The sequence below is a fragment of the Pseudomonas fluorescens genome (assembly GCF_902497875.1).
GTDB lineage: Bacteria > Pseudomonadota > Gammaproteobacteria > Pseudomonadales > Pseudomonadaceae > Aquipseudomonas > Aquipseudomonas fluorescens_BR.
Map to the genome: position 1 here is coordinate 34242 of NZ_CABVHY010000026.1, position 15109 is coordinate 49350.

Below are 15109 nucleotides of genomic sequence, written 5' to 3' on the forward strand. Positions count from 1 at the left end.
AAACGTTTTGCTATGTTTTTTTTTAGAAATTAGGACCAGAAAAGAAAGATGTCAATCATTTTCTTGCGCCTGACTGACGCGCCGCGCATGACATAAGATGGGTGCATGAGTCCCACGCGACCGAGAAGAGACCACACGTTTGAGCACGACAACCGAGAAAAAACCCCGCTCCAACCACCTGGAACTGGCGCGCCGCATCCTTGAGCACACTCAGGAAACCGGAATGGCGGTCGGCGAGCCTGTCTCGGAACAGGCCCTGGCCCGAACCTTCCAGGTATCGCGCACACTGGTTCGCGGCGCACTGAAAGTGCTACTGGAAGAAAACCTGCTGAGCCATGAGGCCGGCAAAGGCTATCGTCTCGTCGCCGCGCCTGCGGGCCAGACGTTCAATAGCGCGCTGCCCCAGGCAGAGGAAGAAGAACTGGCCACCTCGGTATTGCGCGACCGCATGGCCGGCCGCCTGGGCGACAGCATCAGCATCAGCGAGCTGATGCGCCGCTATGACATCGGGCGTCCGGCCGCGCAAAAAGCCCTGACCCAACTCAGCGAAAGTCAGGCCATCGAGCGCGGTCCCGGCCAGTCATGGCTGTTTCGCCCGTCGCTGAACAGCCTCGCAGCCCTGGAGGAAAGCCTGAGATTTCGCCTGACCCTGGAGCCCGAAGCGCTGCTCGGGCCGAACTTCAACGCCGACCCGCAACGCCTGTCGTTGCTGCGCGGCGGCATGGAAATCTTGCTGGCCAGACCCGTGGAAGACTTCGATCTCCAGCAGTTTCGCGAACTGGATATCAGCTTCCACGAACTCATCGCACAAAGTTGCGGCAACCGCTTTATCGGCGACGCCCTGCTTGCGCATCAAAGCCTGCGACGCCTACCCAACGTGCTGCCGACCGTCAGCGTGAACCGCCTGCAAGAGGCGTTGCGAGAACACCTGCAGATCATCGCGCAGATCGAACGCGGGCAGATGGAGATTGCCGCTGACCTGATGCGCCTGCACCTGCGCCTGTCCGCCGCCCTGCGCCCGCAAACCGCTAACCGCGGCATCCCGCAAGGCCATCCGTTCGGACGCCGTTGAGCTTTCAAAAAATTCTGGTGCTTTTTTTTATAAAATAAGACAGCATCCAACTCATCTTCAGGAAAGGCGGGGCTTACCCGCCACGGACGTTCCTTCGCCATGCACACACAAAAACTGATCGCCCTGTTCCCCGAAGCCAGTTTCGGCGCGGCATTGAACTGCATCGGTATTGCCCAGTCGCTGCGCGAACTGGGGGCAAAACCGGTGTTCATTTGCCATGCGCATTTTCAAGGAATCTTCGCCGAGTACGGCTTCGCCGAATACCCCATTCCGCAAACCAGCCCGCTGTCCGCGGCCGAGCACCAGCATTACTGGGAGCGCTTCATCGAGCGCAACATTCCCTACTTCGACCAGACCCCGCTGGAGCAGATCGACAGCTATGTCGTACCGGCCTGGGAAGCGATCATCGATACCGCCATCGAGGCGGAAAAACCGCTGCAGCAACTGCTCGCCAGGCTCAAGCCGGACGCCATCATCCTCGATAACGTGGTGATGTTCCCGGCCATCGCCAGCGCTGGCTGCCCTTGGGTCAGAGTGGTCTCCTGCGCCGAAACCGAACTGCCGGACCCTGCCGTACCGCCTTACCTGTCGGGCTGCCGCAGCGATGACGTTGCGGGTCGCGAGCGCTTTGTCGAGCATTACCAGAACGCCGTCGCCGCGGCCCATGCGCGCTTCTCGCGCTTTCTCGCCAGCACGGGCACCGCGCCCTGCCCGCCCGGGCAGTTTCTGGTCGATTCGCCATGGCTCAACCTGCTGCTTTCGCCAACGCCAGTGCGCTATGAACGCGAACAACCGCTGGATCAGCGCAAGTATGTTTATCTCGACGGCTGCGTACGCCGCGAGGCGCCTTACATCGTTCCCGATTTCCCCCGGCACAACGACGCGCCGCTGATCTATGTCAGTTTCGGCAGCCTGGGCGCCGCCGACACCGACATGATGAAACGCCTGATCAGCACCCTGGAACATTTGCCCTACCGCTTCCTGATCAACGTGGGCGCCTACCGCGAGATGTACACCACTGTCCCGGACAACGTTTACCTCGACAGTTGGTTTGCCCAGCCAGCGGTGCTCAAGGAATGCCAGTTGTTCATTCATCACGGCGGCAACAACAGTTTCTGCGAAGCGCTGTTTTTCGGCCTGCCGTCGCTGATCATTCCGTATTGCTGGGACGGTCACGACAATGCCGCGCGCGCCGAGGAGGTCGGCGTCGGTCGGTATTTGCCGCGCTTCGCCGACCCGTTGGCCGCCTTGCCCGCCGCCCTCGAACAGTTGCTGGCCGACCAGCCGATGCGCCAGCGCCTGAAGACGCTGAGTGCCCGCATGCAAGCCACCCGCGGCACCGAGATCGCCGCGCGCGCGATCCTGGCGTTGCCCACTACCTAGACAGCCATAAAAACAAGAGTCCGCAATGACCCATTCAGCCTTGCACAGCCTCAAGAACGCGATCCCCAGGCCTTATTGGCTGGACGTCGATGCTCCTGCCCAGCCTTGCTCGCGGCAGACCGGTGACATCAGCGCGGAGCTGGTGATAGTCGGCGGCGGTTTTACCGGCCTCTGGACCGCTTTGTTGGCTCGCCAGCGCAAGCCTGCGGCGCGGATCGTCGTGCTGGAAGGTCGTACTTGCGGCGCCGCGGCCAGCGCCAGGAGCGGCGGGTTCTGCGCACCGAGCATTTCCCACGGCGTATCCAATGCGATGAAACGCTGGCCAAAGGAAGCGGATCAGCTGATCCGTCTGGGCCGGGAGAATCTCGACGAGCTGGAGCAGGATATCCGGCGTCTGGGTCTTGAGGTCGAATTCGAAAGAAGCGGAAAACTGAATGTCGCCACCACGCAGTGGCAAGTCGAGGGCCTGCGCGCCCTGCAGAAAAAGTATCAGCGCGCCGGCATTGAATGCACTTATCTCGAAGGCCCGGCGCTCAAGCCTTATCTCGATTCGCCGACCTATAGCGCCGGGCTGTTCGAACCGAACTACGCGCTGCTCAACCCGGCAAAAATGGTCCGGGAGCTGCGCCGGGCCTGTCTCGAACAGGGCATCGAACTGTACGAGCACTCCCCGGTGGAAACCCTCGAGCCCCAGGCCGAGGGCGTTTTGTTGCGCACAGGCTACGGCAGCGTTCAGGCGGGCCGGGTGGCGCTGGCGACCAATGTTTTTCCCTCGTTGCTGCCACAGCTGCGATCGACCGTCATTCCGATCTATGACTTCGCGCTGACCACCGAACCGCTGACGGAAGAACAGCTGCAGTCCATCGGTTGGAGCCAGCGTTATGGCATCGCCGATTCGGGCAATCAGTTTCATTACCTGCGCAAGACCGCCGACAACCGCATCCTCTGGGGCGGCTACGATGCCATCTACCCCTTTGCCAGCAAGCTGGATGAAAACCTGACCCAACGCCCGGAAACCTTCGTGCGCCTGGCCGAGCAGTTCCAGCAGACCTTCGCCCCACTGCGCGACGTGAGCTTTAGCCATGCTTGGGGCGGCATCATCGATTCTTCGGCACGCACGACGATGTTCACCGGCAGCACGGACGACCGACGCATCGCTTACGCCATGGGCTTTACCGGCCAAGGCATCTCCGCCAGCCGCTTCGCCGCCGCGACCATGCTTGATCTGCTGGACGGCCAGGACACCCAACGCACGCGCCTGAAAATGCTCAGTCGTGCGCCGGTGCGTTTCCCACCGGAGCCGCTGCGATTTATCGGCGTCAGCCTTGCGCAGCGCGCCCTGGCTCACGAAGACCTTACCGGGGAGCGCAGCCTGCTGCTGAAAACCCTCGACGCCTTCGGGGTCGGTTTCGACTCCTGATTCAGCCATAAGAACCGTCACCCCAAGGAGCGCCCCATGCCGCGCAAAATGCCCGCGTTCGTCACCGACTTCGCCACTCAACCGACAACCGCCCTGACCCGCTCAATCTGCGACCCACAGATCGTCGAAAAACCCTACCAGAGCACCACCTGGCGCCATTTCAGCAACGACCAGAAACAGCTGAGCGCCGGCTTCTGGGAAGCCGGCCCGCACAAGGAATTCTGCGCCTGTGATTACGACGAGCTTTGCCATCTGCTGGAAGGCCAAGTCCGCCTGACCGACGCAGACGGCAACAGCCGCACGTTCGAGGCAGGCAGCACGTTCGTGGTGGCTGCGGGCTTCAAGGGCACTTGGGAAAACCTTACTGATGTCAGAAAGGTATATGTGATTGTCAATGGATGAGAGGCAGCGCTTTCATCCATGGGTGACCAGCCTGAACAGCAAGGAACCACTGGCTTATGGCATGAGCAGCGCTTCATGGATCTCTATATAAGGTATCCCGCCGTTCCTGCGCTTTTCTGCAAGCCAGACCCTCATTTTGCTCACATCAAAAATCTGTCCCTGCTCCATCAGGGTTAACACCAGGGCATCAGAAACCCGGTAATGCCCACAGGAGGGGCAATCTCGCTCTTCCCAATCACCATCACACATAATGCGCTCGGCGGTTCCTGCACAAATGAGACAGCTCATGGGCGCACCCTCTTTCTTTTTTCAACAGTCTCTACCCGACCCGCGATTCTCGCACCCGCTTCCCATCCGAAAAGCTGCCGCCTATCCAAAGCTGCAGTGCTTTGAAGCAACCGGCCATGCAAATGCCGGCATTGGCAGCTGACTCCAGGTGGACGTGTTTCGCCAACGAAGGTCTTGTGCTAGAAGTCCGGATTTTCTCTGCTAATCTGGCCCCATCGTCTCTGAAACTGGATGGAACCTGATGTCATTCGTAGATTCGTTTGTTGCCCAAATCGTGGCGCTTGAAGTCAGGCTTTACCATGCACAAGCTCGAATGGAAGCCAGGACGGACAGTGAGGCTTTGCATGACCTGCGAATCAATCTGCGGCGCATCAGAAGCCTGTTGCGACCACTACGTGAGACAGAGGGTGTCGCGCCACTGAATGAGGCCGCTGCCGCGGTGGGCAGGCTGACCACGCCTGCGCGTGACCTTGAAGTGTTGATAGAAGAGCTTGAGGCGCAAGGATTTCCAAAGCAGGCGCATGTCAGAAAAGCGACTTTACAGGCCAGCTATAGCCGCATCGTTAAAGCGCGCGCGATCAATCAGCTCTTTTCCCAACTGGATGAGTGGCCTTCAGTCTTCCGCGCGGCTGAGCGGGCGGGTGAATTAGGCCGGATTGAAAAGACCATCAGCAAACGCTTGCACAAGCAGATCGAGCGCCTGAAAACTGCGTTGGCAGACCCGCAGTTTGATCGTCACCAGTTAAGAATCCTGGTCAAGCGTACGCGCTACCTCAACGAGGCTTTTCCTCAGCTGTCACCCCTGTCTGGTGAGGCCGCAGCGTCGCTCAAGTCTGTGCAGTCGGCCCTGGGCTCCTGGCACGACCATTTTCAATGGTGCCTCAAAGCCGAGCACGAAGAAGATCTCCAGCCCCTTGAACACAGGTGGCACGCAGCTGCCGCGGCGGCGCTCTTGAAAGCAGAGGCACAGCTGACACGACTTTTACGGTTGCTTGCAAAGACTTAGCCCCTACATGATCGATGAGCCAGGCATCCGCATCAGGCCGTGAAGTACACCCATTCTCAAACCTGGTTCGGAGGGGATCATCTCTTCGATGCCTAACACTTTGAAAGCAGCGAGCATTACCGCCAGCCCACCGGGCAAAGTACTCAATCGTTGTGCTTGCATGCCAGCCAGTTTCAACTGTTTGACGTGGCCTGCCTCCAGCAAACAAATGGACAAGCGCAACAGGCCAGCATAGGTAATGCCGTCTTGGCCATAGGCATTCAGGCCATTGGCCTTGAGTACCTTTGCCAGCATCCTTGCCGTGCCGGAAGAGCCAATGGCTTGCTCCCAGCCCAGCTTGCGATAACGGTGGGCAACTTTTTCAATTTTATCGCTGGCGATTCGTTCGGCCTCCTGGAGAGAGCGACTGTCAATAAAGCCACCGACAAAATAGCGCTTGCTGAAACTGCCGCTGCCGATCGCTATGCTTTCAGTCAACAACGGACGATCACCCTGCCCCACAATGAGTTCGGTAGACCCGCCACCGATATCAACGACCAGTCGAAGGACTTGCGCACTTGGCATGGTGTGGGCCACCCCCGCATAGACGAGTTTGGCTTCCTCACGCCCGGAAATCACATCGATACGGAACCCCAGGCGTTGTTCGGCACCAGCAAGAAACACGTCGCAGTTATTGGCCTCGCGTACTGCGCTGGTAGCTACCGCGCGAACACGGCCAGCCTCGAAATTTCGTAGCTGCTTACCGAATCGCTCCAGGGCCAGCCACCCCCGTTCCAACGCCAAACCATCCAATGCTTTTCCTTGAAACCCGTCTGCAAGACGCACGGGCTCGCGAAAGGTTTTCACCTCCTGGATAACCAGCCGCTGGTTGCGCTTGACCTGTTGGCCAATCATCATCCGAAACGCATTGGAACCGAGATCAACGGCGGCAAACAGCGAAGCGTCACCCTTCATGCAGAATTCCTTTTGCGTTCACGAACCGAGAGCACTTTGTCCGCGAGACGATAAAAAGTAGGGGGGTGAAGAATCTTGCCACTGGGACCATGACATTACGATGACATCGGCTGAGCTGGAGTCCGATACAGAGCCACGAGCAAAAAGGATTTATTGATCTCCAATGCGCTTCACTGCCTCGTCTTCACAGTGATGAACATTTTGATGCGATCATGAATTTCCTGTAGCGCATGACGAAAGGGATCATGCCTTTCGCTGGTCACTGGATTCTCGAAGTTCCAGACGATCACTTCTCCGGAGGACGGCATTTGCGCAGCCTCCTCCGAGGATTTGTCGCAGAGCGTAATCACATACTGGAACTGCTGCCCCTCAAACTCATCGATAGCCTTACTGCGTAGACCCGTCGTGGCAATGCCGATGTGATCAAGAGAATCAAGCGTGCGTGGATCGACCTCACTGGCCACCAGGCCTGCGCTGAAGGCTTCGAAGTGTTCGGCATCGGTATGCCGAAGCAGTGCTTCGGCCATCAGGGAGCGAACGTCATTGTCCGCGCAGACAAACAAAACCCGGATTTTTTCCGCCATAGCTACTTTTGCCCTTTCAATCCGATTGACCTGATTATCGAAATAGAGATACCCGCTATTCCAACAGAGCTTTCTGACAACCGTATTTCAAACCGATAAAAGGCTCAAAAAGGTCGTACGCATCTGGCTGGTGCTTGCAAAGAGCTCCTTTAGTACCCAGTAGCCGCGATGGGAGACCGCTTCAATTGCCGCCATTGCGACGCTGGAGGTCGTCAGCTGCGGTTCGCGCGCTGGATCACCTGGGGTGGCTGACCAAAAGCCCTGAGAAAGGCCCGGCGCATACGTTCCCGGTCGCCAAATCCAGTAGTGGTGGCCACCACATCGATGGAGTGTCGACCGGATTCCATCATCAACCGCGCCGACTCCACCCGCAGGTTTTCGATGGCTTTAGCCGGTGATTGCCCGGTCTCCGCGTGAAATACGCGACTGAATTGCCGGGGGCTTAAATTGGCCGCCTCGGCCAAATCTTCCACCGACAGATCGGATTTCAGATTCTGCTTGGCATACGTCAGGGCGGCCTGGATGCGATCGGTCTTGGGATGGAGTTCGAGCATCACCGAAAACTGTGATTGCCCACCTGCTCGCCGGTGGTAGACCACCAACCGCTTGGCAACCAACCTTGCAACCTCAGCGCCCAGGTCGTTCTCCACCAGAGCAAGCGCCAGATCGATGGCCGCGCTCATGCCCGCGGAGGTCCAGACCGTCCCGTCGTTGATGAAGATGCAGTCTTCCTCGACCTTCACTTGCGGGTAGATTCTCTGGAGTTCTCGTGCGTGAAACCAGTGAGTCGTCGCACGGCGACCATCGAGCAGGCCAGCTGCGGCGAGCGCAAAGGATCCGGTACAGACAGAGGCTACGCGCCGGGTATCAGGGTGTGCGCGACGCAAATAGGCAATGACACCCGGTGTTGTCGGGATGATGACGTTGTCGCCCAGGACGATCAACGTGTCGAAATGACGGTCATCAAATGCAGTGGTATCGACGCCAAAGCCCACCGAGGTCTTGATCGGTCCACCCTGCTCCGACAACAGGCTGATTTGGTATAGCGGTTTGTCCACCACCACATTGGCGAACTCGAAGGTTGCACAGATAGCGAGTCCCAGCACCTGAAACCCGGGGTAAAGGATGAGACCGATATTTTGCATGACAGCAGCGCCCGCATGACCTGAAGGGTGGTGTATACGAAGGATCTGACACAATCATGTTATCGCCCGGAATGATCATTGCCACTTACTTACAATGATCACCGGCCATAGGTATCTACACATCTGTCGCGGTACACACCGAACTTGTGGCGAGGGGGCTTGCCCCCGCTGGGTCGCGCAGCGACCCCAATAAGGTTACTTCGGTCTTTCAGAAAGAACTCAGCGACCTGTTAAGGCTGCTGCGCAGCCCAGCGGGGGCAAGCCCCCTCGCCACACGTTATTCGCAGCCCTTGAAAGATGTGTAGATACCCAGGCTTATCGGCTTACTTCTTCCAATCGGTCCGCAGCCACCCACTCAGGCTGGACGCTACGCTCATGCACATGGTTGTGCGGGGTGCGGTCGATCAGCAGGCTGAGCAATTCAGGACGGCTGTAATGGCCGCGCGAATCCATCATCCGCTTGCGTTTGTCGATCAGGCTCAGGTCCAGATCCATGATCACTTCGCCTTCGCCTTCTGTCAGGGCCCCCATCACCTCGCCGTCCGGGTTGATGATTGCGCTGTAGCAACCGCCCGAGATCGGGCCAATCGGGCAACCGGTGTCGGCCATGATCCGCGCTTGTTGCTCTGGATTCAGCCAGGCCGTGGAGTTGACCACGAAGCAAGCCGACTCCAGGGCGTGCTGGCGGATGTTGACTTCCATCTGCGAAGTAAACAGCGGACCGGCAAAAGAGCCCGGGTACATGGCGGCGTGGATCTGCTCACCATCGGCCATCAGGGCGTAACGAGCCAGCGGGTTGTAGTGTTCCCAGCACGCCAGTTGACCGATGCGGCCCACGGCGCTGTCGACGGCTTTCAGCCCGGAGCCATCGCCCATGCCCCAGATCATCCGCTCATGATAAGTCGGGGAGATCTTGCGCCGACGCTGGATCAGGGTGCCGTCAGCATCAAACAGCAATTGAGTGTTATAGAGGGTGCCGCCATCGCGCTCATTAACGCCGATCGACACCACCATCCCCGCTTGCCTGGCAGCGGCGCCGATGGCATCGGTGGCGGCCGAAGGTACGGTCACCGCCTGGTCCAGCAGCTTGTAATGTTCCGCGCCCATTTGAAAAGGCGATTGGACGAAGGAGAAATACGGGTAGTACGGCACAATGGTTTCCGGGAAGACGGCGAACTGCACACCTTTGCTACCGAGCTCGAGAATCTTCTGCACGACTTTTTCCACGGTGCCTTCACGGCTGTAAAGCACGGGGCTGATTTGTACGGCGGCGGCTTTGACGATGGTCATAATGACGTTCCTCAATGAATGAAGCTTTCGGCTTTCAATGAAGAAAGATTACGACTGTAATATTGTCGACCGCAATGTCATATACACCACCTTTTAGGTCGTAACCCTGGACGCGGGAGACGATCAATGGCGAGGCTACCCACAGAAGTACCCAGTGCCTCGGACGTTGCGGTGTGACATCCGCCGTTTGAGGATTATGCTGCGCCGCGTGACCACGGTTTTTTACTTTCCCTTTTGAACACCACGCAGGAGACCCCCTATGAATCTCGGCATCGCAGGACGTTGGGCACTGGTTTGTGCCGCCAGCAAAGGGCTTGGCAAAGCCTGCGCCCAGGCGCTGGTCAGCGAAGGCGTCAACGTTGTGATCACGGCTCGGGGCGAAGAGACTCTGAATGAAACCGCCAAGCAGTTACGTGCGCTGAACCCCGCCGTAACCGTGATTGCCGTTGCCGGCGACATCTCGTCTGCGGCAGGCCGGGCGGCTGCGCTGGCAGCCCATGGGCAGTTCGACATCCTCATCAACAATGCCGGCGGGCCGCCTGCGGGAGATTTCCGCGACTGGGACCGGGATGCCTGGATCAAGGCCCTGGATGCCAACATGCTCACCCCCATCGAGCTGATCAAGGCAACGGTGGATGGTATGGCCGAACGCGGTTTCGGCCGAATCGTCAACATCACCTCGAGCGCGGTCAAGTCGCCCATCGAGAGTCTTGGCCTGTCTAACGGAGCCCGCAGCGGGCTGACCGGTTTCATCGCCGGGCTCGCCCGGCAAGAGAACATCGCCAGCCGCAACGTGACCATCAACAACCTGCAACCGGGTTCGTTCGACACCGATCGACTGCGCAACAACCTGGTCGAAGCCGCCCAAGCCATGGGCCAGGACAGCGAAGCGTTCCTGGATGAATGCCGTCAAGAAATCCCGGCCAAACGCTTTGGCACACCTGAAGAGTTCGGCGCTTTGTGCGCGTTTGTTTGCAGCGCTCACGCCAGCTACATCACCGGGCAAAACCTGTTGATCGACGGTGGAGCCATTCGCTCCAGTCAATGATGCACAGGGCCTAATGCCCGTAGCAGCTGCCGAAGGCTGCGTCCGGCTGCGCAGCAGTCGTAAAATCAGGCACCACGGTATTCCAGACAAACCGTGCAAGCAGGATTTGCGATTGCTACGCAGCCGGACGCAGGCTGCTACGGGGGACGGTGCTGAGCCTGAAACTCCTTATCTTACCGGCCGCTGCGAGCTGTGCTCCGAGTCGCCATTGGGTATTAATGACCGCATACGGTCTTAATGACCTCATTATCCGATAGTCATAACGACCCCAGAATTCAAAACCCATTGATTTACCTAACAAAATAATCTGGCCCGCTTTTTGATCGCTCCCCCTTGGTTTCCACTCTCTGACTCTTCAAGGGGAAGTATTTATGAGCAATGAATTCGAGGGTCGCCTGGCCGTAGTCACCGGTGCAAGTTCCGGCATTGGCCTGGCCGTCACCGAGCGCCTGTTGGCTCAAGGCGCTCAAGTACTGGCGATGTCACGCCAGATCGGCGGCCTGGGGGATCTGGCCGAACGCTTTACCAAACAGCTGCACTGGATCCCCGGCGATGTCACCCAAGAGGCCGACCTGATGCGGTTGGCGAATAAGGCTTCGACAATCGGTCCAGTGGATTTCCTTGTGCCCAATGCTGGCATCGCACAATTGGCGGACGGCCTGAACGTATCGGCGTTTGATCGTCAATGGGCGGTCAATGGCGCGGGTGCCTTGAACACCCTGGCCAACCTGCGCAGCCAAATGGCGAAACCGGCTTCGGTGGTGTTCATCGGCACTTTCCTGGCCCAGCTAACCTTCCCTGGACTCGCGGCCTATATCGCCTCGAAAGCAGCGCTGCAAGCACATGCCCGTACCCTGGCGGTCGAACTGGCGCCTCTCGGGATACGCATCAACATGGTTTCCCCCGGCCCCACCGCCACGCCCATCTGGTCCACATTAGGCTTGAAGAATGAGGAACTGGACAGCGTCGCCAACGCGGTAAACCAGCGACTGCTCGATGGCAAGTTCCTCGAGGCCGGAGCGGTTGCCGATGTGATCCTGTTCCAGCTAAGCAACGGCGCCCGCGGCGTCTATGGCCAGGACTGGATTGTCGATAGCGGCTACACCGTGCGCTAGATTCAAATCTTCCGAGCAACGACAGGCGCCATCCCTCACATTTCCACCTGTGTACCTAGCTCTATCACCCGGTTCAGCGGCAGCTTGAAGTACTTCAAGCTGCTGTTGGCGTTCTTCAGCAAAAAGGCGAACAGGCTTTCTCGCCAACGGGCCATGCCGATACGCCTGGTCGCAATAACCGTCTCGCGGCTGAGGAAATAGGTCGTACGCATCGGGCTGAAATCCAGCTCGCTCAAGTGACAGAGACTTAATGCTGCGGGTACGTCCGGCTCTTCGATAAAGCCAAAGTGCAGACTTACCCGGAAGAATCCCTCGCCATAAGCTTCGACTTCGAACCGCCGATCGGCCCCCACCCGAGGACTGTCTTCGGACACCACCGTGAGCAGCACCACCTGTTCGTGCAACACTTGGTTGTGCAGCAGATTGTGCAAGAGTGCATGAGGGACGGCGTCTGCCCTGGCCGTCAGAAACACCGCGGTGCCTTGCACTCGATGGGGCGGCTGCATCCGGATGCTGCTGATGAACAACGGTAACGGCAGAGCCGTTTCGTCCAGCCTTTCCAGCATGATCTTGCGGCCGCGCTTCCAGGTCGTCATCAAAATGAACAACCCTATACCCGCGATGACGGGGAAGGCGCCGCCCTGAAAAATCTTCGGCGCATTGGCCGCGAAGTACAGGCTGTCCACCAGCAGAAAACCGAGAAGCATCGGGATGGCCAACCAGCGCGGGGTTTTCCATAGGAGCAGGACGACCGCCGAGGACAGGATGGTGGTGATCAGCATGGTGCCTGTCACAGCAACCCCGTACGCCGCAGCCAAAGCACTGGAAGACTCGAAGCCGACAACCAGCAGCACCACCCCCACCATCAGTGCCCAGTTAACCGTGCCGATGTAGATCTGCCCCTGCTCCTGGCTGGACGTATGCTGGATAAACATGCGTGGGACATAACCCAGCTGGATGGCCTGTCGAGTCAGGGAGAAGGCCCCGGAAATCACGGCTTGCGAGGCGATGATGGTTGCCAGGGTGGAGAGCCCGACCATCGGCAACAACGCCCAGCTCGGCGCCAGGAGATAGAAAGGATTGCGTACAGCCTCCGGATTTTCCAGGATCAATGCGCCTTGGCCGAAGTAATTCAGCATCAGTCCTGGCAATACCAGGATGAACCAGGCACGCGCAATCGGTTTGCGACCGAAGTGGCCCATGTCGGCATACAGCGCTTCGGCGCCCGTCAGCGCGAGCACGACTGCACCGAGGATGGCCACACCGATACCCGGATGAGCGATGAAAAAATGTGCTCCCCAGTATGGGTTGAGCGCTTGCAACACTTCGGGGCGCTGCAAGATACCGTAGATCCCAAGAGCCCCGAGCACCAGAAACCACAGCACCATTACCGGTCCGAAGAGCGTGCCAATCCGCGCCGTACCGTGTTTCTGAATCAAGAACAGCGCCACCAGTACGATCACAGACAACGGGACAACCCAGTGCTCGATCCCGTCAAATGCCAGCTGGAGCCCTTCAACGGCAGAAAGGACCGAGATGGCCGGGGTGATCATGCTGTCACCGTAGAACAGCGCTGCACCGAACAGCCCGAGCAGCACCAGCACTTTACTCAACTGCGGATAGGGAGCGGCAGCGCGACGGGCCAGCGCCGTCAAGGCCATGATGCCGCCCTCACCCTGGTTGTTGGCGCGAAGAATGAACAGCACGTATTTGATCGAGACCACCCAGATCAGCGACCAGAAGATCAACGAAAGAATGCCCAGTACACCATCGTGGTTGGCTTGCACCCCGTAGTGACCGGCAAACACCTCTTTGAGGGTGTACAGCGGGCTGGTACCAATGTCTCCATACACCACTCCCACCGCTGCCATCAGCAAGCCTGCCGCCGAGGTTTTTGCATGAGGTTCTTCGATTGCGTGGGAAGCTGATTGGCTCACTTAGTGTTTCTCGAAAATTGGGGTGTTGAAGAACCGCACGCTACCTTCGGGCCTGTTGTAACAAGCAAAATACCTCACTGTCTCGCGCTTTGGCGAACAGATCCGAGGTATCCAGGAAAATTCCGTATGGCGGGGGGCATTATGAGCTGTACCTGAACTGCGTCTGCCAGTATCCGTTGCAGCGCCCCTATCTGCCGTAAAAAAACCGTAAAAAAACTATGGGCGCACTGCTTGGAGTGAGCGCCGACGTAGCGCAGTCCGTAAATTTACTTTCAAACCACAGTGCAACCCCTGGGAATGCAGCGCGGTACGCTGGCTGCAATACCTAAGATGTTGCAGCCACTACTCGACTGTCGGGCTGCTCGCGAGCGTAAAGAATCACCGAGGCGCGCAGCTTGTTGCCGCCGAAAGCGCACATCTTGTCGAACGCCTGATGGCTGACGGGCAGATGCTGGCAGTCGAGTGCCTGACGGTGCTGGCTGTGATCGATGTCCGGATCATGCAGGTAGACGAAGTCTTCATCGCAGTCGGTGACGATTACCCAGTGCGGGGCTTTCGAGCGAGTCAGGCGGTAGTTGCTGATCAGCACCAGGGGTTGACCGCCGGCCTTCAGCGCGAGAGCCAGATCCAGCTGGTTGCTGCTGATCTGCTCCACATCGCTGTGCAGTAGCTCCGCGCAGAACTCTTCGTGTACCAGGCGCATCACCTCCTTTTTGTGTTCGTCGCGCACACCGTTGAGGAACAGCGGACCGGCGATGCTGACTTGCAGGCGCACGCGAAACCCTCGGCGCCAGGCCGCCAGTGCCAGCCCCTGGGGACTGCAACCGCCGTGGCCCGAGGTCATGAACACAGTGGTCGCTTCACGCCAGATTTGCAGTTCCTCCCTGCGCTCGGCCAAGCGATCCGGCTGCAGAGCACTCATGGCCATCAAGAGGCAGGCCGGGCCACAGGTGAAATCGGTGGTCTGCTGGTAATAGGGCACCCGGATATCGCGGTTTTCACGATGCTGCAGGATCCGTTTCTCCAGGCGCAGCGCATGCACATGGTCTTCGTAGTAGTCGTTGACCACGGCGAAGCGCCGGTACCCATTGCGCTCATAAAGACTGATGGCGGCGGGATTGTCCGGACGGACTTCCAGACGCAGGTAGGCACAGTCGTGCGCGCGGGCACAATCTTCGGCCTGGTCCAGCAACTGTTTTCCCAGGCCCAGACCGCGACTGTGGGTGGCAATGGCAATGGAGTACAGACGCGCCAGCGAAGTGCCGCGGTGAAACAGCACCAGGCAGTAGCCCATCAACTGACTCCCGGCCTGTGCGACGATCAGGCTGGCATGGGCGCGACTGATCATCCACTGAAAACTGCGCGGAGTAAGCCGGTCATAGGTGAAGCTCTGGTTTTCAAGTTCCAGCAGGGACTTCAGATCGTCTTGTGTAGCGTTGCGAAATACCAGGTTCATACAGCCGCC

Annotated in this window: 14 protein-coding genes; 7 read left to right on the forward strand and 7 right to left on the reverse strand. The window is 58.6% G+C overall.

Features of this window, described 5'->3' with window-relative positions; all coding sequences use genetic code 11:
• Window positions 1-139 precede the first annotated feature (139 nt).
• The 4 genes from F8N85_RS23760 (at window position 140) to F8N85_RS23775 (ending at window position 4277) form a co-directional block, all read left to right on the forward strand.
• Window positions 140-1072 carry a GntR family transcriptional regulator gene (locus tag F8N85_RS23760; RefSeq protein ID WP_150805954.1) on the forward strand — a complete coding sequence of 311 codons (933 nt, stop codon included), beginning with the start codon at window positions 140-142 and terminating at the stop codon, window positions 1070-1072.
• A gap of 99 nt (window positions 1073-1171) precedes the next feature.
• The gene (locus F8N85_RS23765; RefSeq protein WP_150805955.1) at window positions 1172-2455 is read left to right on the forward strand and encodes a glycosyltransferase; all 1284 of its coding nucleotides are present in this window, start codon (window positions 1172-1174) and stop codon (window positions 2453-2455) included.
• Between the two features lie 25 nt (window positions 2456-2480).
• Window positions 2481-3875, forward strand: coding sequence for an NAD(P)/FAD-dependent oxidoreductase (locus F8N85_RS23770; protein ID WP_150805956.1), 1395 nt, complete (start codon window positions 2481-2483; stop codon window positions 3873-3875).
• A gap of 36 nt (window positions 3876-3911) precedes the next feature.
• Complete coding sequence (locus F8N85_RS23775) at window positions 3912-4277, forward strand: cupin domain-containing protein (RefSeq protein ID WP_150805957.1); 366 nt, start codon at window positions 3912-3914, stop codon at window positions 4275-4277.
• A gap of 54 nt (window positions 4278-4331) precedes the next feature.
• Here the strand turns inward: F8N85_RS23775 and F8N85_RS23780 are convergent, their stop codons facing one another.
• Window positions 4332-4565 (reverse strand): hypothetical protein, encoded by a 234-nt coding sequence (locus tag F8N85_RS23780; protein WP_150805958.1) that lies wholly within the window; start codon window positions 4563-4565, stop codon window positions 4332-4334.
• 241 nt (window positions 4566-4806) lie between these two features.
• Here F8N85_RS23780 and F8N85_RS23785 point away from each other — a divergent pair, with 241 nt between their 5' ends.
• Entirely contained in the window at window positions 4807-5571 is a 765-nt protein-coding gene (locus F8N85_RS23785; RefSeq protein ID WP_150805959.1) for a CHAD domain-containing protein, read from the forward strand.
• Between the two features lie 3 nt (window positions 5572-5574).
• Here F8N85_RS23785 and F8N85_RS23790 read toward each other — a convergent pair whose 3' ends face one another.
• The 4 genes from F8N85_RS23790 to F8N85_RS23805 form a co-directional block, all read right to left on the reverse strand.
• Window positions 5575-6525, reverse strand: coding sequence for a Ppx/GppA family phosphatase (locus tag F8N85_RS23790; protein ID WP_150805960.1), 951 nt, complete (start codon window positions 6523-6525; stop codon window positions 5575-5577).
• Between the two features lie 170 nt (window positions 6526-6695).
• Entirely contained in the window at window positions 6696-7109 is a 414-nt protein-coding gene (locus F8N85_RS23795) for an arsenate reductase ArsC (RefSeq protein WP_150805961.1), read from the reverse strand.
• Window positions 7110-7321: 212 nt separating this feature from the next.
• The gene (locus F8N85_RS23800; protein WP_150806006.1) at window positions 7322-8254 is read right to left on the reverse strand and encodes a GlxA family transcriptional regulator; all 933 of its coding nucleotides are present in this window, start codon (window positions 8252-8254) and stop codon (window positions 7322-7324) included.
• Between the two features lie 315 nt (window positions 8255-8569).
• Window positions 8570-9544 carry a nitrilase-related carbon-nitrogen hydrolase gene (locus tag F8N85_RS23805; protein ID WP_150805962.1) on the reverse strand — a complete coding sequence of 325 codons (975 nt, stop codon included), beginning with the start codon at window positions 9542-9544 and terminating at the stop codon, window positions 8570-8572.
• A gap of 259 nt (window positions 9545-9803) precedes the next feature.
• On the opposite strand from F8N85_RS23805, the gene F8N85_RS23810 reads away from it, so the two are divergent.
• Together F8N85_RS23810 and F8N85_RS23815 are read left to right on the forward strand one after the other, a co-directional pair.
• Window positions 9804-10592: an SDR family oxidoreductase gene (locus F8N85_RS23810; protein WP_150805963.1), complete on the forward strand. Its 789-nt coding sequence runs from the start codon at window positions 9804-9806 to the stop codon at window positions 10590-10592.
• Between the two features lie 371 nt (window positions 10593-10963).
• On the forward strand, window positions 10964-11707 hold the full coding sequence (locus F8N85_RS23815; RefSeq protein ID WP_150805964.1) for an SDR family NAD(P)-dependent oxidoreductase: 744 nt from the start codon (window positions 10964-10966) through the stop codon (window positions 11705-11707).
• A 35-nt stretch (window positions 11708-11742) separates the two neighbouring features.
• Here the strand turns inward: F8N85_RS23815 and F8N85_RS23820 are convergent, their stop codons facing one another.
• A complete protein-coding gene (locus F8N85_RS23820; RefSeq protein ID WP_412072507.1) occupies window positions 11743-13578 on the reverse strand; it encodes a potassium transporter Kup in 1836 nt (611 codons plus the stop codon).
• A gap of 391 nt (window positions 13579-13969) precedes the next feature.
• A complete protein-coding gene (rimI, locus tag F8N85_RS23825) occupies window positions 13970-15100 on the reverse strand; it encodes a ribosomal protein S18-alanine N-acetyltransferase (protein WP_150805966.1) in 1131 nt (376 codons plus the stop codon).
• Between the last annotated feature and the right edge of the window lie 9 nt (window positions 15101-15109).